Annotated in this window: 18 protein-coding genes; 9 read left to right on the forward strand and 9 right to left on the reverse strand. The window is 29.7% G+C overall.

The window, feature by feature from the left end:
* Positions 1-240: 240 nt before the first annotated feature.
* Together murB and BTO16_RS01935 are read right to left on the reverse strand one after the other, a co-directional pair.
* Positions 241-1248, reverse strand: a complete 1008-nt coding sequence (gene murB / locus BTO16_RS01930; RefSeq protein ID WP_105019986.1) for a UDP-N-acetylmuramate dehydrogenase — start codon at positions 1246-1248, stop codon at positions 241-243.
* Between the two features lie 72 nt (positions 1249-1320).
* Positions 1321-2511 (reverse strand): pyridoxal phosphate-dependent aminotransferase, encoded by a 1191-nt coding sequence (locus tag BTO16_RS01935; RefSeq protein WP_105019987.1) that lies wholly within the window; start codon positions 2509-2511, stop codon positions 1321-1323.
* 151 nt (positions 2512-2662) lie between these two features.
* Here BTO16_RS01935 and BTO16_RS01940 point away from each other — a divergent pair, with 151 nt between their 5' ends.
* A complete protein-coding gene (locus BTO16_RS01940) occupies positions 2663-4003 on the forward strand; it encodes an aspartyl protease family protein (protein ID WP_105019988.1) in 1341 nt (446 codons plus the stop codon).
* A 1-nt stretch (position 4004) separates the two neighbouring features.
* On the opposite strand, the gene BTO16_RS01945 is transcribed toward BTO16_RS01940, so the two are convergent.
* On the reverse strand, positions 4005-4415 hold the full coding sequence (locus BTO16_RS01945; protein ID WP_105019989.1) for a DUF1573 domain-containing protein: 411 nt from the start codon (positions 4413-4415) through the stop codon (positions 4005-4007).
* A 124-nt stretch (positions 4416-4539) separates the two neighbouring features.
* Here BTO16_RS01945 and BTO16_RS01950 point away from each other — a divergent pair, with 124 nt between their 5' ends.
* Positions 4540-7179 (forward strand): valine--tRNA ligase, encoded by a 2640-nt coding sequence (locus BTO16_RS01950; protein WP_105019990.1) that lies wholly within the window; start codon positions 4540-4542, stop codon positions 7177-7179.
* Positions 7180-7387: 208 nt separating this feature from the next.
* Entirely contained in the window at positions 7388-8254 is an 867-nt protein-coding gene (locus tag BTO16_RS01955) for an OmpA/MotB family protein (RefSeq protein WP_105019991.1), read from the forward strand.
* 112 nt (positions 8255-8366) lie between these two features.
* Here BTO16_RS01955 and mazG read toward each other — a convergent pair whose 3' ends face one another.
* The 4 genes from mazG to ruvX all read right to left on the reverse strand — a co-directional run bounded on the left by mazG (position 8367) and on the right by ruvX (position 11150).
* Positions 8367-9146 (reverse strand): nucleoside triphosphate pyrophosphohydrolase, encoded by a 780-nt coding sequence (gene mazG, locus BTO16_RS01960; RefSeq protein ID WP_105019992.1) that lies wholly within the window; start codon positions 9144-9146, stop codon positions 8367-8369.
* Positions 9147-9282: 136 nt separating this feature from the next.
* Positions 9283-9702, reverse strand: a complete 420-nt coding sequence (locus tag BTO16_RS01965; protein WP_105019993.1) for a DUF5606 family protein — start codon at positions 9700-9702, stop codon at positions 9283-9285.
* A 140-nt stretch (positions 9703-9842) separates the two neighbouring features.
* Positions 9843-10433 carry a peptide deformylase gene (gene def, locus BTO16_RS01970; RefSeq protein WP_105019994.1) on the reverse strand — a complete coding sequence of 197 codons (591 nt, stop codon included), beginning with the start codon at positions 10431-10433 and terminating at the stop codon, positions 9843-9845.
* Between the two features lie 303 nt (positions 10434-10736).
* The gene (gene ruvX / locus BTO16_RS01975; RefSeq protein ID WP_105021473.1) at positions 10737-11150 is read right to left on the reverse strand and encodes a Holliday junction resolvase RuvX; all 414 of its coding nucleotides are present in this window, start codon (positions 11148-11150) and stop codon (positions 10737-10739) included.
* 187 nt (positions 11151-11337) lie between these two features.
* Between ruvX and BTO16_RS01980 the strand changes: the two genes are divergently transcribed.
* Together BTO16_RS01980 and BTO16_RS01985 are read left to right on the forward strand one after the other, a co-directional pair.
* The gene (locus BTO16_RS01980) at positions 11338-12153 is read left to right on the forward strand and encodes a 2,3,4,5-tetrahydropyridine-2,6-dicarboxylate N-succinyltransferase (protein ID WP_105019995.1); all 816 of its coding nucleotides are present in this window, start codon (positions 11338-11340) and stop codon (positions 12151-12153) included.
* A 14-nt stretch (positions 12154-12167) separates the two neighbouring features.
* Positions 12168-12923 (forward strand): glycosyltransferase family 2 protein, encoded by a 756-nt coding sequence (locus BTO16_RS01985; RefSeq protein WP_105019996.1) that lies wholly within the window; start codon positions 12168-12170, stop codon positions 12921-12923.
* On the opposite strand, the gene BTO16_RS01990 is transcribed toward BTO16_RS01985, so the two are convergent.
* On the reverse strand, positions 12920-13666 hold the full coding sequence (locus tag BTO16_RS01990) for a glycosyltransferase family 25 protein (protein ID WP_245891933.1): 747 nt from the start codon (positions 13664-13666) through the stop codon (positions 12920-12922). The genes BTO16_RS01985 and BTO16_RS01990 overlap by 4 nt on opposite strands.
* Positions 13663-14466 (reverse strand): alpha-1,2-fucosyltransferase, encoded by an 804-nt coding sequence (locus tag BTO16_RS01995; protein ID WP_105019998.1) that lies wholly within the window; start codon positions 14464-14466, stop codon positions 13663-13665. Before BTO16_RS01995 ends, BTO16_RS01990 begins: the two co-directional genes overlap by 4 nt.
* Before the next feature lie 235 nt (positions 14467-14701).
* Between BTO16_RS01995 and BTO16_RS02000 the strand changes: the two genes are divergently transcribed.
* From BTO16_RS02000 to BTO16_RS02015, 4 genes are all read left to right on the forward strand, one after another.
* Positions 14702-16117, forward strand: a complete 1416-nt coding sequence (locus BTO16_RS02000) for a CCA tRNA nucleotidyltransferase (RefSeq protein ID WP_105019999.1) — start codon at positions 14702-14704, stop codon at positions 16115-16117.
* Between the two features lie 13 nt (positions 16118-16130).
* The gene (locus BTO16_RS02005; RefSeq protein ID WP_105020000.1) at positions 16131-16901 is read left to right on the forward strand and encodes a DUF1647 domain-containing protein; all 771 of its coding nucleotides are present in this window, start codon (positions 16131-16133) and stop codon (positions 16899-16901) included.
* 9 nt (positions 16902-16910) lie between these two features.
* Positions 16911-17306 (forward strand): hypothetical protein, encoded by a 396-nt coding sequence (locus BTO16_RS02010; protein WP_105020001.1) that lies wholly within the window; start codon positions 16911-16913, stop codon positions 17304-17306.
* Between the two features lie 99 nt (positions 17307-17405).
* Positions 17406-20858: a pyruvate carboxylase gene (locus BTO16_RS02015; protein WP_105020002.1), complete on the forward strand. Its 3453-nt coding sequence runs from the start codon at positions 17406-17408 to the stop codon at positions 20856-20858.
* Positions 20859-20872 lie beyond the last annotated feature (14 nt).

Here is a 20872-nt window from a genome sequence, read left to right on the forward strand (position 1 = left end):
TGGTGATTTTAAATTTTTATATGTCACAATTAATATGCCTTTAAAAACTAAAATAATCAAATACCTAGTAAACAAATCTTTAACTATTTGTTTTATAATTTTACTGGGTTCAAATTTATCAGTATGGGTATTTTTTACTCGTTTTTTTAATTAATTAGTGTTTCATTCACTAAGATAATAGTTCTTAACGGATTTGTCTAATGAATTTGAAGTTTATAAGACTTTTTTGATAGTTTCGTTTTAAATTACGTTTACTTCAATCTCTAGAATAATGCCAAATTTGTGAAGAATTGTATTTTGTATTTTTTTAGCAAGCTCATAAATTTCTGAACCAGTTGCATTGCCATAATTTACTAAGACTAACGCTTGTTTTTCGTGCACACCACAATTGCCAAAACGTTTGCCTTTAAAGCCAGCTTGTTCTATTAACCAACCAGCAGGAATTTTTATTTCAGTATCAGAAACTGAATAGCTAGGTATGGTTGTATACTCTTTTTGAACTTCTATAAATTGAGCCTTAGAAACCACAGGATTTTTAAAAAAACTACCACTATTTCCTAGTTCTTTAGGATCTGGAAGTTTCGATTTTCTGATAGCAATTACTGCATTAGAAACATCTTTTAAAGTAGGGTTTTTTATGTTTTTGGATGCTAATTCAACATCAATTGCACCATAAGAAGTATTTAATTGATGAGCATCTTTTGTTAATTTAAAGCTTACGGAAGTAATAATATATTTCCCTTTTACTTCGTTTTTGAAAATTGAATTTCTATATCCAAAATTGCATTCAACATTAGAAAAAGAGATTAACTTACCGGTTTCAATTTCTAGTGCTTCTACTTTAGAAATGGTATCTTTTACTTCAATGCCATAAGCACCAATATTTTGAATGGGGCAAGTACCAACATTACCAGGTATCAAAGATAAATTTTCAACTCCTCCATAATTATTAGAAACACACCACAACACCAGTTCATGCCAGTTTTCGCCTGAGTTTACGGTAATATAAACAGAACTGTCATCTTCTTTATCAATAGAGATTCCTTTAATATCGATGTGTACAACTAAATTTTCAATGTCTTTTGTTAGCAACATATTGCTTCCGCCAGAAATTAAAAAAATGTCTTTTTCAATTTTTAAAAGTTGTTGTAATTGATATACAGAATTCACAGAAATAAAACGTTTGGCATTTACAGAAATACCAAACGTGTTATAATTTTTTAGTGATATGTTGTTTCGAATATTCAAAATTAATATTTATTTCACTTTTAAAACAGTCGAAAGTTTTTTGTAGTTTTAGACTGCGCTTTAAATGTTAATTTATGAATTATATTGCTTTAGTGCTGCCCCTAAAATTTCTACAGACCTAATTAAATCTTTTTTGTTTAAAACGTAGGCGATTCTAACTTGGTTTTTACCTTCACCTGGTGTCGAGTAAAATCCGCTTGCGGGTGCAACCATTACAGTTTCTTGGTTGTGATCAAATTTTTCTAAAAGCCATTGTGCAAAATCATCGGTATCTTTTACTGGTAATTGTACAACACAGTAAAAAGCACCTTTTGGATTCGCAACTTTTACACCTTCAATTTTTTTCAATTCGGTAATTAATGTGTTTCTTCTTTCTACATATTCTTCAATTACTTCATCAAAGTACCTTTGCGGTGTGTCTAAAGCTGCTTCACTTGCTATTAATGCATATGTTGGCGGACTTAAACGTGCTTGTGCAAATTTAATTGCCGTTTTTATGAACTCGTCGTTTTTAGATACAATACAACCAATTCTTGCACCACACATACTATATCGTTTAGATACAGAATCAATTACAATTGAGTTTTGTTCTAAGCCTTCTAAAGACATTACAGAAGTATGTTGCAAACCGTCGTAAGTAAATTCTCTATAAACTTCATCAGCAATTAAAAATAAATCGTGTTTTAAAACAACTTGTTTTAATTTTTCAATTTCTTCTTTAGAATATAAATATCCTGTTGGGTTTCCTGGATTACAAATTAAAATTGCTTTTGTTTTTTTTGTGATAAGTTTCTCAAAATCTTCAATTTTTGGCAACGCAAAATTATTTTCAATAGACGAAATTACAGGCACTACAGTAACTCCAGAAGCTGTAGAAAATCCGTTGTAATTTGCGTAAAATGGTTCAGGAATTATAATTTCATCACCTGGATCTGTGATACTTCCAATAGTAAAAAGGAGTGCTTCAGATCCACCAGTTGTAATAACAATATTATTTGCAGAAACATCAATATTATTATTTACATAATACGTAGCAAGTTTAGTTCTGTATTCTTCAGAACCTTCAGATCGCGCATAGGCTAATGTTGTTATGTTGTTGTTTTTTACAGCATCTAAAGCAACTTGTGGTGTTTTAATATCTGGTTGCCCAATATTTAAATGGAATACTTTTGTTCCTCTTTTTTTTGCATCTTCTGCATATGGTACCAATTTTCTAATTGGCGATTCTGGCATTTGAATTCCTTTTTTCGATATTGCTGGCATATATAGTATATTACTTGATTAAAGATGCAAATTTGCGAAATATTTTTTAGATGTGCGTTTTAATTTTGGTTTCTTTAAATATTAAATTTTAATTAAAACAAGAAAATAAGTATCTTAATTTGTATCTTTCTTTTATTCTTAACTTTTCCCTTTGAAAAAAAAAATCACATTATTTATTTGTCTAGTATTTATTTTTTGTTTCAATTTTAAGGCGCAACATGGTTTTCGTTTTAACAATCAAAGCAAAAAGCATCAACGTATTCGTTTTAAGTTGATTAATAATTTAATTGTAATCCCTTTAGAGTTAAATGGTAAAGAGTTGTCGTTTATTTTTGATTCGGGTGTAACTAGAACAATACTTTTTAAAATTTCTGAAAATGATAGTATTGGTTTAAATGATATAGAAAAAGTGATGTTGCAAGGGTTAGGAAAAGGTGATCCTATAGAAGCCTTTTTATCAAGAAAAAATAATATTTCGATCAAAAATTTAGTTAGTAATAATGAAACCATTTACGCCATTTTAGATGATCACTTTGATTTATCTAGTAAAATGGGAACAACAATACACGGAATAATTGGATATAATCTTTTAAAGAATTTTATTGTAAAAATTAATTATGGAAGTAAAAAAATAGATTTCTATAACCCAAAAACCTATAAATATAAAAAGTGTAGAAAATGTGAGGTTTTTGCTCTAGAACTAAATAGAAAAAAACCGTACATAGATTTAAAAGTTCAAATTGATACTGTAATTGATAAATTAACAGACGTAAAATTGTTAATTGATTCTGGTGGAAGTGATGCTATTTGGCTTTTTGAAAACTCAAAAGAAGAAATTAAAACACCTAAACTTTTTTTTAAAGATATCTTAGGGGAAGGTTTAAGTGGCCCTATTTATGGAAATAGAAGCAGAATTCCGAAAATTAAACTAGGCTCTTTTGAAATTAAAAACCCAACTGTTTCATTTTTAGACACAATTTCCACAAAAAATGCTAGAGGTTTTAGAAAAAGAAACGGAAGCATTGGTGGTGCTATTTTAAATAAATTTATAGTTTGGTTTGATTATCCTCATAGACAATTAAGGCTTAAAAAAAACGCCTCTTTTTCTAAAGGATTTAATTATAACATGACGGGTTTAGATGTTGTTTATAGCGGAAAACAATTAGTTAGGGAACAGGTAGTGAAAACCTACAAAGATGGGTATAACAATAAATTAGAAGAAAAAAATACAGCTAGTTTAATTACAAATTATTTGTATAAATTTAAACCATCTTTTAAAATAAAAAGTGTTTTAAAAAATTCGCCAGCAGAAAAAGTAGGTTTATTAAAAGATGATATTATTTTAAGTATTAACAATATACAGTCTCATAGGTTGAACTTAAATGAAATTACATTAAAATTTCAAGAAAGAGATAACAAGAAAATAAAAATTATAATAGAAAGAAATGGTAAAAAGATGAAATTTGAATTCCGTTTAGAAAAAAAGATTTAAACTAGTTTTCTGAATCAGAAAGCATATTTTTTTCTTTTTCTAAAGAAACGCCGTCAGTTACAATTCCTTTTATTCTAATTACTTTGTTTGCTTCTATAGCGTTCGAGAAAATAGTTATAGATTTAGAAAATCCACCAACTCTGTTAGTATCATAAGAAACTTTTATTTCACCTTTTTCGCCTGGCATAACTGGTTTTTCTGGTTTTTTAGGAACTGTACAGCCACAAGAAGATTGTATGTTTTTTATAATGATTGGTTGATCCCCAATATTTGTAAAAGTAAAAATTCTTTCGCCATTAGCGCCTTTATCAATTTTTCCATAATCAATCGTTTCGCTTTCAAATTTAAATTCTTGCGCGTTTATTGAAAATGAAAGTAAAAATAAAACCAAAGTAAAAGTAAAGCTTTTCATAATTAGATATTTATATGGTAAAATTATAACTTATTTTTTGTTTTAAAAAATCAATCATTACATTTTCTCTACAAAATAGATAATTGTATTTTTGTCAACTATATTTCAAAAATTATTCCAAAGTATGACAATTCCATCAAAATATGATGCAAGCCAGGTAGAAGATAAATGGTATGCGTATTGGATGAAAAACAATTATTTTCATTCAACACCAGACGATAGAGAACCATATACAATTGTAATTCCGCCGCCAAACGTAACAGGAATTTTACACATGGGCCACATGTTAAATAACACCATTCAAGATGTGTTAATTAGACGTGCACGTTTATTGGGTAAAAATGCTTGTTGGGTTCCAGGTACAGATCACGCATCTATTGCAACTGAGGCAAAAGTGGTTGCCAAGTTAAAAGAACAAGGAATTAATAAAAGCGATCTAACGCGTGAAGAATTTCTAAAACACGCTTTTGATTGGAAAGATCAATACGGAGGAATTATCTTAGACCAATTAAAAAAGCTAGGAGCTTCTTGCGATTGGGAAAGAACAGCGTTTACCATGGATCCAGAAATGTCTGAATCTGTAATTAAAGTTTTTGTTGATTTATACAACAAAGGTTTAATTTACAGAGGTTACAGAATGGTAAACTGGGATCCAGAAGCAAAAACCACACTTTCTGATGAAGAAGTAATTCACGAAGAAAGACAAGGAAATCTATACTATTTAAAATATAAAATTGAAGGTTCTGAAGATACCTTGACAATTGCAACAACACGTCCTGAAACTATTTTTGGAGATACTGCTATTTGCATCAATCCCAATGATGAACGTTTTACACATTTAAAAGGCAAAAAAGCAATTGTGCCTTTGTGTAACCGAGTTATTCCTATTATTGAGGATGAATATGTTGATGTTGAGTTTGGTACTGGTTGTTTAAAAGTAACACCTGCGCACGATGAAAATGACAAGAATTTAGGAGATAAACACAATCTAGAAGTTGTTGATATTTTTAATGATGATGCTTCTTTAAATTCCTTCGGATTGCATTATCAAGGAAAAGACAGATTTGTTGTTCGTAAAGAAATTACCCAAGAATTAGAAGAAAAAGGCTTTTTAGTAAAAACGGAAGTTCATACCAATAAAGTAGGAACATCAGAAAGAACAAAAGCAGTTATAGAACCAAGATTGTCTGATCAATGGTTTTTAAAGATGGAAGATTTGGTAAAACCTGCAATTGAAGCAGTTTTAGGCGAGAATTCTGAAATCAATTTATATCCAAAGAAATTTGAAAACACCTATCGTCATTGGATGGAAAACATTCGCGATTGGAATATTTCTCGTCAACTTTGGTGGGGACAACAAATTCCTGCGTTTTTCTATGGCGACGGAAAAGAAGATTTTGTAGTTGCAGAGAACAGGGAAGAAGCTTACAAGTTAGCTATTTCTAAAAACCTAATCGAGAAATCATTTAAGATGGAAGACTTGCGTCAAGACGAAGACGCATTAGATACTTGGTTTTCTTCTTGGCTTTGGCCGATGTCTGTTTTTGACGGAATTCGCAACCCTGAAAACGAAGAAATTAAATACTATTATCCAACAAACGATTTAGTTACTGGTCCGGATATTTTATTTTTCTGGGTAGCAAGAATGATTGTTGCGGGTTATGAATATAAAGACGAAAAACCTTTTCAGAATGTGTATTTAACGGGTTTAGTTAGAGATAAACAAAGACGAAAAATGTCTAAATCTTTAGGAAATTCGCCAGATGCATTAAAATTAATTGATGATTATGGTGCAGATGGAGTAAGAGTTGGACTTTTATTAAGTTCTGCGGCAGGAAATGATTTAATGTTTGATGAAGATTTATGTCAGCAAGGAAAAGGATTTGCAAATAAAATTTGGAACGCTTTCCGTTTGATAAAAGGTTGGGAAATTGATGCGACTTTAGAGCAACCAGAAACGTCTAAAATTGGTTTGGCTTGGTATGAAGCTAAGTTTCAAAAAACCTTGGTAGAAACAGAAGACCATTTTTCTAAATACCGTTTATCAGATGCTTTAATGGCAATCTATAAATTAATTACAGATGATTTTTCTTCATGGTTATTAGAAATTGTAAAACCAGAATATCAGCAACCAATTGATCAAAAAACATTTAACGGAATTATTGAAGTTTTAGAAAATAATCTAAAAATATTGCATCCGTTTATGCCATTTTTAACAGAAGAAATTTGGCAACATATTGCAGAAAGAACACCAGAACAAGCTTTGGTCATTGCAAAATATCCAGTTCAAACTGAATTTAATTCAGAAATTATTACTGATTTTGAATTTGCAACTTCGGTAGTTTCAGGAATTAGAACCATCAGAAAAGATAAAAACATTTCTTTTAAAGATAAAGTTGAACTGTTTGTTGTTGATAATGAAAAGAACACCAAACAATTTGATGCTGTTATTCAGAAATTAACAAATGCATCCGCAATAAAAACAGTTTCAGAAAAAGTAGAAGGCGCATCTTTTAGAGTAAAATCGAATGAATATTTTGTACCAATTTCTGTTGAAAACATTGATATTGAAGCTGAAATTGAAAAACTAGAAGGCGAATTAAAAAGAGCAGAAGGTTTCTTATTCGGAATTTCAAAAAAATTATCAAATGAACGTTTTGTGTCAAATGCACCCGAAGAAGTAATTACTTTAGAACGTAAAAAAGAATCGGATACGATTGCAAAAATAGAAACGATTAAAAGTAGTTTAAACGCACTTAAATAAATATTTAAAGTCCATAAAAGTTAGTTTTTATGGACTTTTTTTGTCATTTTTTAAAACTCTATTTTTTAGAAAAATCAAAAATTAATTTAATTTAAAAAAAAATCATTTTTTTTGGTAGGGTTTTTTTAAACTGAGTTGTTATACTATTATAGTGCAATTTATTAACAGAATAACCGCTAAAAGGTTATGTAATTTTAACTAAGTATTTATGAAAAAATTAATTATTCCATTTGTAGCATTCTCATTATTGGCAACATCATGTGTTTCTAAAAAAAAGTTTGTTGCTTTAGAAAATCAGTATAAGGATACTAAAGGAAACCTTCAAAAAACAACTTTAGAAAAAGAGGAGCTTGAATCTAAGTTTGCGAAAATTGAAACGAGAGTAGCAAGTTATTATGAAAAGATTAATTCCTTAAAAGTTGATAACGATAAGTTACAAGATGAAAATGACGTAAAATTAGATATGGTTGGTAAAACAGCAGTTATTTCTAATAAAACAAGAAAAAGCATGAGAGAAACTTTATCAAAAGTAGATCCTGCAATTTTAGCGAATGCAAAAAGTTTAAAAGATTCTTTAAATTTAGCAATTTCTTATAATTTGAAAAATAAAATGAATTCATCAGATTTAAGTGGTGGTGATGACATTAATATTGATATTGAACAAACGGTAGTTATGATTTCTATTTCTGATAAACTACTATTTAATACAGCTAGTTTTAGAGTTAAAAGTGGCGCATATTCTTTTCTTGAAAGAATGGCAAACCTTCTTAAAGCTGAACCAAGTATGGATGTTATGATTGAAGGTCACACAGATTCTCAATCTATTAGCAATGATGATGTGCAAGATAATTGGGATTTAAGTGTAAAAAGAGCCACTGCAATTGTTAGAATCTTAGAAGGAAAATATAAAGTGGATGGTAGCAGATTAATTGCTTCTGGAAGAGGTAGTACTATGCCTTTAGTGCCAAATACATCTAATGAAAATAGAGCAAAAAATAGAAGAACTAAAATTGTAATTTTACCAAATTTAGATAAATTTTTTGCGTTAATTGCTGATGAAGAAGTGAAAAATTAAGCCTAAAAGGGTTATTTAATAAATAGAAATTATAAAAAAAATCCTTCAAGTTTAAAAACTTGAAGGATTTTTTTATGTATTATAAAAAAAAAATAAATGTTTTTTCTATGAATTACTTAAAAAATTCTTTTGATTTTTCCCAATACACATCCATTTCTACTAAAGACATATTAGATAATTCTTTGCCTTCTTTTTTAGCTTCTTTTTCTAAATATTGAAAGCGATTAATAAATTTTTTGTTCGTTTTTTCTAAAGCATTTTCCGGATTTACGCCAATAAAACGCGCATAATTAATCATCGAGAATAAAACGTCTCCAAACTCTTTTTCAGTATTTTCTTTATTGCCTGCTTTAATTTCTTCGTTCAGTTCAGAAAGTTCTTCTTGTACTTTTTCCCAAACTTGTGCTGGCTTTTCCCAGTCAAAACCAACTCCTGCAACCTTTTCTTGAATTCTACTAGCTTTTATAACGGCAGGCAAACTCTTTGGTACGCCTTCTAAAACAGAATCTTTACCTTCTTTTAGTTTTAACTGTTCCCAATTACGTTTTACATCTTCCTCATTTTCGACAACAACATCGCCATAAATATGAGGATGTCTATGAATTAATTTATCAGAAATAGCATTTGCAACATCCCCAATATCAAAAGCTTGTTTTTCACTTCCAATTTTTGCATAAAAAACAATATGCAACAGAACATCGCCTAATTCATTTTTTATTTCTTGCAAGTCATCGTCAAGAATAGCATCTGCCAATTCGTACGTTTCTTCAATTGTTAAATGACGTAAGCTTTCTAAAGTTTGTTTTTTATCCCAAGGACACTTCTCACGAAGTTCATCCATTATATCTAACAAACGATTAAAAGCAGCTAATTGTTCTGTTCTTGAGTTCATTTTCACGATTTACAAAGGTTTAGAGTTGTAAAATTCAAAGTTGTTCAGTTAAAATTGTTTTCGCTAACGAGTTTTTATTTTCACTAAAAACTAAAAACTAAAAACTAAAAACTAAAAACTAAAAACCAATAACTATTTACTCTTTCTCAGTTTCTGCAGTAGGAAGTTCTATTTTAGAAAAATCCATTCCAGAAACTACTAATAAATTAAACCACTGAATTACTTTTTTAATGTTAGAAGAGTATACTCTTTCAACATCGTAATTTGGTAAAACTTCAGCAAAGAATGCAGCTAGTTTGTTAGCACTTTCTTTATGCGAAATCGCTTCTTTTCCTTCTGTTTTTGTAAACATAGATTTAAAGATTGTTAACAACGGCACATCTTCTTCGTAGGTATAAATTGCAATATTTTCTAACAAACTAACGTTTTGTGTAGAGTTGATTGCTAAACGTTTTTTGTCTGTTAAAGATTCTACGATAATTGCATTTTTAGACTGTGAAACTACTTGGTATAAACCTGGTTTACCGTTAACAGAAATGATTTTATTAAATTCCATATATTTTATATTGTTTGTCTCCACAAGCTATTTAGGGAGGTTTCTTTAAATTAAAAGTTGATAGTTATTGCTGGCATATTTACTCTTTCAATCAAAATATCTTATGATTTCAGTAGAGCAAGAACCGCTATTAATTTTTATTATTTACCTTTTTTTAAATTCGGAAAATTCATTCTATAATCCGCATTAATTTTTCCTTTAGAAATGTTTTCTAGTCTCTTTTTTAACAGTCGTTTTTTAAGTGTAGAAAGTTTATCCGTAAACAAAATCCCTTCTATGTGATCATATTCATGTTGAAAAACTCTAGCAGCTAAACCTTCTAAAACCTCTGTGTGTGTGTTAAAATCTTCATCTTGATATTCAATAGTTACTTTTGGTTGACGAGAAACATCTTCACGAACATCAGGAATACTTAAACATCCTTCGTTAAAAGACCATTCTTCGCCTTCTTCTTTAATGATTTTCGCATTAATAAAAACATGGTTAAATGCTTTTAAAGTAGCTCTGTCTTCTTTTGATAAATCTTCATCTTCTGCAAAAGGAGAAGCGTCAATAATAAACAAACGAATTGCAATGCCAATTTGTGGCGCAGCTAAACCAACACCAGAAGCATTGTACATGGTTTCTTTCATGTTGGTAATTAGTGTTTTTAATTCTGGATACTCGTTGTCTATTTCTATAGCTAATTTTCTTAGCACAGGATCTCCGTAAGCAATAATTGGTAAAATCATTTTTAATTTTTTAATGGGTGCAAAAGTACAATTTTGAATTACGAATTACCAACTTTGAATTATGAATTTTAATGTTCAATAATTTTTAACAAGTTAAACGTTTACTTAGGTTTTAAGGAGTTTATGATATGAATGATGGTGAATTTTTTATACAATAGTTCTGTTTTTTAATTTTTGAAATCTTTTTTCAGCTAATATTCGTTTATTTTAATAAAATATAGCGCTTATGTAAAAGTATATTTCTTCCTAAAAATTAATAATTTTCAAAAAATTACGCTATTCAACATTTAAATAGTAAAAATATTAACTTTTACTATACAAATACGACTGTAAAATAATAGTGGCACTAATTTCATCGACTAACGCTTTATTTTTACGTTGATTTTTTTTCAAGCCACCATCAATCATTGTTTGAAAAGCCATTTTAGAAGTAAAACGTTCATCCACTCTTTTCACTTCAATTTGTGGTATTTCTTTGGATAATTTTTGTAAAAATGGGATAATCAAAGCTTCGCTCTCACTATCGGTATTATTCATTTGTTTTGGCTTACCAACAATAAAAAGCTCAACTTTTTCTTTAGAAACATATTCTTTTAAAAATGCGAAAATTTCATCCGTATTTACGGTTGTTAAACCAGAAGCAATAATTTGCAATTCGTCTGTAACTGCAATTCCTGTTCTTTTCTTTCCAAAATCAATTGCTAAAATTCTTCCCAAGTTGTATACTATTTCTGCAAAAATATAGTTTATAGTTTTAATAGAATAAATTAATGATGATATTATCAATAAGTTAGGCAAAAAACCTTCTCGGTTTTTAAACAAACCATGCACATGTGTTTAAAAAATGTATCTTCGCTCTTAGTTTTTGTATATAAATTATATTTGCAAAAAGGAATTTATTAAAATGGAAGAAATTAGAAAAATTATAGAATCAGCTTGGGATAATCGTGATTTGTTAAAAGAACAAAACACGATTGATACGATTAGAAAAGTAGTTGATTTATTAGATAAAGGAGAATTAAGAGTTGCACAGCCAATTGATGGTGGATGGCAAGTTAATGAATGGGTTAAAAAAGCAGTTGTGCTGTATTTCCCCATTCAAAAAATGGAAACTTTAGAAGCGGGTATTTTTGAATATCACGATAAAATTCCGTTAAAAAGAAATTTTGCAGAAAGAGGAATTAGAGTCGTGCCAAACGCGGTTGCTAGGCATGGCGCTTATATTGCTTCAGGTACTATTTTAATGCCAAGTTATGTAAATATTGGCGCGTACGTAGATGAAGGTACTATGGTTGATACTTGGGCCACAGTAGGTTCTTGTGCCCAAATTGGCAAAAACGTACACTTATCTGGCGGCGTTGGTATTGGTGGTGTTTTAGAACCCTTACAAGCTGCACCGGTTATTATAGAAGATGGTGCTTTTATAGGTTCTAGATGTATTGTAGTAGAAGGTGTAAGAGTAGAAAAAGAAGCGGTTTTAGGTGCAAATGTTGTGTTAACAATGAGTACTAAAATTATTGATGTTACTGGACCTGTACCTATAGAAATGAAAGGTGTAGTTCCTGCAAGATCTGTGGTTATTCCGGGTAGTTATACTAAGAAATTTGCAGCAGGAGAATACAATGTACCTTGTGCATTGATTATTGGAAAAAGAAAAGAAAGTACCAACAAAAAAACTTCTTTAAACGATGCGTTACGTGAATATGATGTTGCCGTTTAAGATTTGAAAAAACTATGACAAAGATTACTGCAATTATACCTACTTTAAACGAAGAAATTCACATAGAAGAGGCTATTAAATCTGTTAGTTTTGCTGATGAAATTATTGTAATCGATTCTTTTAGTACAGACAAGACAATCGTTTTAGCAGAAAAGTACAATGTAAAAATCATCAAACGAAAGTTTGATGATTTTTCATCTCAAAAAAACTTTGCGATTGATCAAGCAAAACATCCTTGGATCTATATTCTAGATGCAGATGAAAGAGTGACTATTGAAGTTAGAGGAGAAATTTTAGAAGCTGTTAAAGACCCAGAAGATTGTGTTGGGTTTTATGTAAGAAGAACTTATTATTTCTCTAAAAAGCGCGTCAATTATAGTGGTTTTCAAAGAGACAAAGTAATACGATTGTTTTTAAAAGAGTATTGTTGTTATAGCGGTCTTGTGCACGAAAAAATTACCACCAAAGGAAAATTAGGTTTCTTTAAAAACAAGATAGATCATTTTTCTTACAGAAATTACGATCATTATATCTCTAAATTAAATCATTATGCAGCAATTAGAGCTAAGGAATTGCATAAAAGAGGAGATAAAGTTAATATATATCATGTGATGATAAAACCGCCAGCACGCTTTTTTATTCATTATATAATTCGTCTTGGTTTTTTAGACGGGTTTACTGGCTTTTTAGTTGCAAAAACTCAAGCTTATGGTGTTTTAACTAGATATATTAAGTTATGGATATTAAATAAAGGGATTAAAGAAAATTAGTTGCTTTTGTAGAACCTATAATTTTTAATACATCTATTTAGTTTGTATGTTAAAACCGAAATTATTTGCCATAAAGGACGCGTAATTTCTCTGATTGCTTTTTTCCAAATAAACATTTTCTTCTGCTGAATAGTTGTTCCGCCAAGATTCTTATCATTAGTGCTCACATACATTTTATTAGAAGTGTACACTTTTACCTGATGTTTAAAAACATCTTGTTTCAAAACATCGATGGGTGCGTAAAAGGTTTTTAAGTTAATTGAAAGTTTTTTTGCAGCGTCTTTACCAATAATTTGTCCTGTTGTTTGCAATGCCGGAACTAAAAATTTAGATAAATAGATGTTTTTTTCCAGTGAAAAAAAACCTTTTCTACCAGCAATGTCAATAAAATCATTTTTAGAAATTAAAGAGAACAAGGTGTCTAAATCTTTAAAAAAATCTGAAGTTAATAAAGCATCATCTTCTAAAATAATCGCAAAATCTTCCTGTTGATTTGTTATAATTTTCCATAAATCAAAATAGGTCTTTGTCAAACCAATTTCGCCATCATTTAAATTTGGGAAGTGGGTTAAAAGTTGATGCTGTCTTTTTGCTTTTTGTAAGAAATCTTGTGGTAATTCTTTGCCATAAATAGCGGGCATTCTTGTAATGGGAATATTCAATTCTTTAAATTGATTTTCCATGAAATTTCTACGCTCTAAACTCTTGTCTAAATTGATATAATATACTTTGTAAGAACTCATATTTTTATCCAGTCTTTAGAAGCAATTTCATTTTCTTTATTTAAATACCACTGTTTCGGAGCAATTACAACTTTGTTACTATGCTGATTTAACCAAGCGCCCCACCAAGAAAAGCTACTATTTGCGGTAATATTATGCTTACACAAACTCATTAAATGAATATCTTCATGAGGTATTACTTCATGATCAATATAAGTCGTGTTTTTTACTTTTAGATTTTGTTTTACCCAAGCAATATCATCAGAAAAAATAAAAAAATGAGTATCATTAAATTTATTTTTCATGACTTTTATGGCTTCTTTATAATAGGCTAAGTCACAAGTACCGTGAACGCTATTAGCTTTTTTGTCAGAAACATAATCGCCTCTTCTTATATGCAAAGAACAAGCATTTTGTTGAATGGTAATTTCTTTTAAATATTTTAAAGTAGAGCTAGATATTTCATTTTTTACCACAAATTGCTTTAATAAAATGGCTTTTATATCTTCAAAATATTTTTCTGTCTGAAAGTATCCTTTTATATATTCTCTTTTTGGGACTTCTAAAAATTTCTTATTAAAGAGTAAACTTCTTTCTTTTGTAGATCTTCTAAATCCTAATCTAGATATGATGTTTTCAAGAGTAGTAGCCGTTTCTAAATCAATTTTAAATTTATCTAATTGATAACCGCCATGTAGTTTGTACGTTTTAAATTTTGTAATATCAATTTTAACTTGATAGCCTTTTTGTTGTAAAGATTTTGCAAACGCGTACTGAAACATTTGATTTCCAAGTCCGCCAATAATTCTAACAACAATCATTTAAATTAATTTTAGAGATCAAAACAAAAATACAAATGTTATTGCAATTTTCTTTTATCAATTGATGTTTAAAAGTACAGAAAACAATAAATTTGTTTTTTTTAAAGAACGAGAAAATAGAATAGGTAAAATTACTAAGTTTTTTAATTAGAATAAATTGATTTTTATTTTAAAATTTAATTAAAGTTATTTAGTTTTTTAATTAATTCTTATTGAACTAGTGACCAGTAAAAATATGAAGTATACAGAAGCAATTTCCTCAGAAATTTTTAGTGTAATATCTAAGGCATCAAAACAAATTGAAATAGAAAGTTATGTAATTGGTGGTTTTGTACGAGACTTTTTCTTAAAAAGAGGAACCGCAAAAGATATTGATGTTGTTGCCATTGGAAGCGGAATAGATTTAGCCGAAAAAGTTGCCAGTTTATTACCAAACAAGCCAAAAGTGCAGGTTTTTAAAACATACGGTACAGCAATGTTGCGTTATAAAGAGGTAGAAATTGAGTTCGTTGGCGCTAGAAAAGAGTCTTATTCTGAAGAAACTAGAAATCCGGAAGTTTCTGAAGGAACCTTACAAGACGATCAAAATAGAAGAGATTTTACGATAAATGCATTAGCGTTAAGTTTAAATGAGGATAATTTTGGTGAATTGCTAGATCCATTTAACGGAATGGAAGATTTAGAAAATAAAACCATTAGAACTCCTTTAAAACCAGATATTACATATTCTGATGATCCTTTAAGAATGATGCGTGCCATTCGTTTTGCAACCCAGTTACATTTTGAAATTGAAAACGAATCACTTTCATCCATCAGTAAAAATGCTGGCAGACTTAAAATAATTACAAGAGAACGAATTGTTGATGAATTAAATAAAATTATGTCATCAGTAAAACCATCTATAGGTTTTTTACTTTTGGAAGAAACAGGTTTATTGCCACAAATTCTTCCAGAATTAATTGCTTTAAAAGGGGTTGAAGAGGTTGAAGGCCAGAAACATAAAGATAATTTTTATCACACGCTAGAGGTTGTGGATAATATTGCAGAAAACACCAATGATGTTTGGTTACGTTGGGCGGCATTATTGCATGATATTGGCAAAGCACCTACAAAAAAGTTTAGTAAAACTGTTGGTTGGACGTTTCATGCGCATGAATTTGTAGGTTCAAAAATGGTCTATAAATTATTTAAGAGATTAAAAATGCCGTTGAATAACAAAATGAAATTTGTTCAAAAAATGGTGTTGCTAAGTTCGCGTCCAATTGTTTTAGCAAGCGAAGTTACAGATTCTGCTATAAGACGTTTGGTTTTTGATGCTGGCGATGATATCAATTCTTTAATGACATTGTGTGAAGCAGATATTACTACTAAAAACCCTAAGAAGTTTAAACGATATCATCAAAACTTTGAACTGGTTAGAACTAAAATTAAAGAAGTAGAAGAACGTGATCATGTTCGTAATTTTCAACCTCCTATTACTGGTGAAGAAATTATGGAAGCTTTTAATTTAAAACCTTGTAGAGAAATAGGGCAAATAAAAGAAGCTATAAAAGAAGCAATTTTGGAAGGTGATATCCCAAATGAACACGGAGCTTCTTATCAGTTTATGATTCAAAAAGGATTATCTTTAGGTTTAAAACAACTTTTGTAATTAGATTGTAAAAATGAAAAAGATTATAATTTTTATTAAGACAATACTGTTAGAAACACGTTTATTATTTTCTTCTTATAAACAAGAATTTGTTATTGTAACCGGTTCTGACAGTTCGCATTTTAAAAGTCTATATCAACTTTTAGAAAGTTTGAATAAACATGAGTCTAAAACTAAAGTGATTGTTTATGATTTAGGGCTAGAAAAGTTTGAAAAAGAAAAAATAGAAGCAAATTTTTTAAAGATAGAGTTAAGAGAATTTGATTATTCAAAATACCCAAATTATCTCAATATAAAAGTAAATGCTGGAGAATATGCTTGGAAACCGGTGATAATTGATAAGGTGTTAAATGAATTTAAATGTTCTGTTTGTTGGATAGATGCCGGTAATATTATTACAAAGCCACTAATTAAAATAAGAAAAGTTTTAGAATTATATGGTTTTTATTCTCCGTTTTCTAAAGGTGTAATTTCTGATTGGACACACCCTAAATCATTAGAAAATTTAGGTGTTTTATCAGATGTAAAGTTACTTAAACAAGTAAATTTAAATGGTGCATGTGTTTGTGCAAATTATAATAATTTAAAAGTTAAAGATGTAATTCATAAATGGAAAGTAGGGGCTTTGAATAAAAATTGTATTGCTCCCGATGGAAGTAGTAGGGCTAATCATAGGCAGGATCAAGCAATTTTATCTGTTTTAGTTTACAAATTTATTCCTGAAATAGGAAAAAAAATGACTTATAAACGTTTTGGATTTAAAATTCATCAAGATGTTGATTAACCTTATTTTATGAATGCAAACCTTAAAACTTGGCACTCTGTTATTTTTAATCAAAATACTACTAAATTATTAGAAATTTTAGCAGAGGATGTAATTTTTCATTCACCTGTGGTGCATAGTCCTATAAAAGGAAAGCAACTTACCTTTATGTACTTGTCTGCTGCATTTGTAGTGCTTTTTAATGATTCGTTTAAATACGTGAATGAAGTTGTTAACGAAACAGAAACATTTTTAGAGTTTGAAGTCGAGATCGACGGAATTCTTATTAACGGAATTGATTTAATTTCTTGGAATGATCAAGGCAAAATAATTAGTTTTAAAGTGATGTTAAGACCTTTAAAAGCCTTGAATTTAATTCATCAGAAAATGGGAGCATTGTTGATGAAATATCAGAATAAAAATTAGTAAATTTTTTTTTAAACTTTTCTACTAATAAAAGCATTTCTTAATTTGCGTTTTGTATATTTAAAGCGAACATTCGCTAATTAAATAGATAAAAAAGTTATGAAAATTAAAAAGGTACTTGTAGCAAATAGAGGAGAAATTGCAATTAGAATATTTAGAGCATGTACCGAAATCAGTGTAAAAACTGTTGGTATTTTTACCTATGAAGACAGGTATTCTTTACATCGATATAAAGCGGATGAATCGTATCAAATTGGCGAAGACAATCAACCGCTAAAACCTTACCTAGATATTAATGCGATTATAAAAGTTGCTTTAGAGAATAATGTAGATGCGATTCATCCTGGTTATGGTTTTTTATCCGAAAACGCCGAATTTGCTCAAAAATGTGAAGAAAATAACATTATTTTCGTAGGGCCCAAAGTATCCGTTTTAAAATCACTTGGCGATAAAATTGCTGCTAAAAAAGTAGCGATTGACAACGATATTCCTATTATTAAAAGTAACATACAACCTTTAGATACTATAAAAATTGCACTTTCCGAAGCTAAAAAAATTGGATATCCTTTAATGCTAAAAGCCGCATCTGGTGGTGGTGGAAGAGGAATGCGTGTAATTAGAGAAGAAGAAGAATTAAAAAAAGCGTACCCAGAAAGTAAAAGAGAAGCTTTAAATGCTTTTGGTGATGATACTGTTTTTTTAGAAAAATTTGTTGAAAACCCTAAGCATATAGAAATACAAATTGTTGCAGATAATTATGGAAATACAGTGCATTTATATGAAAGAGATTGTTCTGTGCAACGTCGTTATCAAAAAGTAATAGAATTTGCGCCTTCTTTTGGTCTGAAACAAGAAATAAAAGATGCCTTATATACCTATGCAATTAAAATTTGTAAAGCTGTAAAGTATAATAATATTGGTACTGTAGAGTTTTTAGTTGATGATGATGACTCCATTTATTTTATTGAAGTAAATCCTAGAATTCAAGTAGAACATACAGTTACAGAGGTTGTAACTAATATCGATTTGGTAAAAACCCAGTTGTTTATTGCAGGAGGATATAAATTATCTGATCAGCAAATAAAAATTGCAAATCAAAAAGCGATTAAAATTACAGGGTTTGCATTGCAATGTAGAATTACTACAGAAGATCCTCAAAATGATTTTAAACCAGATTTTGGTACTATTTCTACCTATAGAAGTGCTTCTGGTTTTGGTATTCGTTTGGATGCAGGAAGTGTATATCAAGGAGTTGTAATTTCTCCGTTTTTTGATTCCATGTTAGTAAAAGTAACCGCAAATAGTAGAACTTTAGATGGCGCATCAAGAAAAATAAGAAGAGCTTTAAGTGAATTTAGAATACGAGGTGTAAAGACAAATATGCCTTTTTTAGATAATATTTTAAAGCATGATACCTTTAGAAAAGGGGCTATTACCGTAAACTTTATAAAATCGAACCCTGATTTATTTATTTTTAAAGCACCAAGAAATAGAGCTAATAAGGTAATTACGTATTTGGCAGATATTACTGTAAATGGCAATCCTGATGTTAAAAAAATAGACAGAACTAAAACATTTATAAAACCAAGAATTCCAAAATTTGATGCAAATGCAACGTATCCAAAAGGAACTAAAGATTTATTGACAGAATTAGGTCCAGATAAATTTTCTAAATGGTTAATGAACGAAAAGAAAATCCATTACACAGATACTACAATGCGTGATGCGCATCAGAGTTTGTTGGCAACAAGAATGCGGACTTTTGACATGCTAAAAGTTGCTGAAGGATATGCAAAAAATCATTCTGATATTTTTAGTATGGAAGTTTGGGGTGGTGCAACTTTTGATGTTTGCCTGCGTTATTTGCAAGAAAATCCGTGGGAACGTTTGCAGATGTTGCGAGAAAAGATGCCAAATGTGTTGTTGCAAATGTTAATTAGAGGTTCTAATGGTGTTGGTTATACCGCATATTCAGATAATGTAATTGGCAAATTTGTAGAAAAATCTTGGGAAAATGGTGTTGATTTATTCCGAGTTTTTGATTCTTTAAACTGGATGAAATCTATTGCACCTTGTATAGAACATGTTCGAACAAAAACACAAGGTTTGGCAGAAGGTTCTATTTGTTATACGGGTGATATTTTGGACGTAAAAAACACAAAATATAATTTAAAATATTATGTAGATTTAGCAAAAGAAATAGAAAATTCGGGTGCTCATATTTTAGGAATTAAAGACATGGCAGGTTTGTTAAAACCCTATGCAGCATCAGAATTGGTTACCGCTTTAAAATCAGAATTAAACATTCCTATTCATTTACATACGCACGATACTTCGTCAATTCAAGCTGCAACGTATTTAAAGGCGATTGAGGCTGGTGTTGATGTTGTTGATGTTGCTTTAGGCGGATTATCTGGTTTAACATCGCAACCAAATTTCAATTCTATTATAGAAATGATGAAATTTAATGAGCGAGAAAACCCTATAAATATCAATTCTTTAAACGAATATTCTAATTATTGGGAAACCGTAAGAGAATATTATTATCCTTTTGAATCTGGTTTAAAATCGGGTTCTGGTGAAGTTTTTAAACATGAAATCCCGGGAGGTCAGTATTCTAATTTAAAACCACAAGCACAAGCTTTAGGTTTAGAAGATCGTTTTCACGAAATTACTAAAATGTATGCAGAAGTAAATACCTTATTTGGCAATATTGTAAAAGTTACGCCGAGCTCTAAAGTGGTAGGTGATATGGCGCAATACTTGGTGAGCAATAATTTAACAATTACCGATGTGTTAGAAAAAGGGGATACGATTTCTTTTCCGCAATCTGTAGTTAGTTTCTTTAAAGGTGAGTTAGGACAGCCTGTAAACGGATTTCCAAAGAAATTACAAAAGCTAATTTTAAAAGATCAAATACCTTTTACAGATAGGCCAAATGCTCATATTCCTCCAACAGATTTTGATAAAGAATATGCAGATTTCAGAAAAATATTTGAAAATGATTTAGGCAGAAATATCGATTTTACTGATTTTCTATCTTATAAATTGTATCCAAAAGTATTTACAGATGCGTATAATAAGCATTTAAAATATGATAATTTAACGAATCTTCCTACCAAGAACTTCTTCTTTGGGATGGAAATAGGTGAGGAGGTTACGGTTGAAATTGACAAAGGAAAAACTTTATTAATTACTTTAGATTATGTAGGAAAACCTAATTTAGAAGGAATGGTTACTGTACACTTTAAAGTAAATGGGCAGGGAAGAAAAGTAGAGGTTAAAGATGAATCTATAAAAGTTGAAACTATTAAAAATGAGAAAGTAACTAAAAATGATGCAACGCAAATTGGCGCTCCTTTGCAAGGATTGTTATCAACTATTTTGGTAAAGATTGGAGAAGATGTGGCAAAAAATCAGCCTTTATTTATTATTGAAGCCATGAAAATGGAAACTACAATAACAGCATTTGAAAATGCAACGATCAATAAAATAGTTTTAAAAGCAGGGACAATGGTAAATTCTGATGATTTAATTATTGAGTTGAAGTAGTATTAATGAATTTG

The sequence above is a fragment of the Polaribacter glomeratus genome, from assembly GCF_002954665.1.
Classification (GTDB): Bacteria; Bacteroidota; Bacteroidia; order Flavobacteriales; family Flavobacteriaceae; genus Polaribacter; species Polaribacter glomeratus.

Bases quoted from the DNA above. Each gene is read 5' to 3' on its own strand.
- BTO16_RS01935 (WP_105019987.1), bottom strand. From the start codon at position 2,511: ATGCCAGCAATATCGAAAAAAGGAATTCAAATGCCAGAATCGCCAATT.
- BTO16_RS01945 (WP_105019989.1), bottom strand. From the start codon at position 4,415: ATGAAAAGCTTTACTTTTACTTTGGTTTTATTTTTACTTTCATTTTCA.
- BTO16_RS01950 (WP_105019990.1), top strand. From the start codon at position 4,540: ATGACAATTCCATCAAAATATGATGCAAGCCAGGTAGAAGATAAATGG.
- BTO16_RS01955 (WP_105019991.1), top strand. From the start codon at position 7,388: ATGAAAAAATTAATTATTCCATTTGTAGCATTCTCATTATTGGCAACA.
- mazG (WP_105019992.1), bottom strand. From the start codon at position 9,146: ATGAACTCAAGAACAGAACAATTAGCTGCTTTTAATCGTTTGTTAGAT.
- BTO16_RS01965 (WP_105019993.1), bottom strand. From the start codon at position 9,702: ATGGAATTTAATAAAATCATTTCTGTTAACGGTAAACCAGGTTTATAC.
- def (WP_105019994.1), bottom strand. From the start codon at position 10,433: ATGATTTTACCAATTATTGCTTACGGAGATCCTGTGCTAAGAAAATTA.
- BTO16_RS01980 (WP_105019995.1), top strand. From the start codon at position 11,338: ATGGAAGAAATTAGAAAAATTATAGAATCAGCTTGGGATAATCGTGAT.
- BTO16_RS01985 (WP_105019996.1), top strand. From the start codon at position 12,168: ATGACAAAGATTACTGCAATTATACCTACTTTAAACGAAGAAATTCAC.
- BTO16_RS01990 (WP_245891933.1), bottom strand. From the start codon at position 13,666: ATGAGTTCTTACAAAGTATATTATATCAATTTAGACAAGAGTTTAGAG.
- BTO16_RS01995 (WP_105019998.1), bottom strand. From the start codon at position 14,466: ATGATTGTTGTTAGAATTATTGGCGGACTTGGAAATCAAATGTTTCAG.
- BTO16_RS02000 (WP_105019999.1), top strand. From the start codon at position 14,702: ATGAAGTATACAGAAGCAATTTCCTCAGAAATTTTTAGTGTAATATCT.
- BTO16_RS02005 (WP_105020000.1), top strand. From the start codon at position 16,131: ATGAAAAAGATTATAATTTTTATTAAGACAATACTGTTAGAAACACGT.
- BTO16_RS02010 (WP_105020001.1), top strand. From the start codon at position 16,911: ATGAATGCAAACCTTAAAACTTGGCACTCTGTTATTTTTAATCAAAAT.
- BTO16_RS02015 (WP_105020002.1), top strand. From the start codon at position 17,406: ATGAAAATTAAAAAGGTACTTGTAGCAAATAGAGGAGAAATTGCAATT.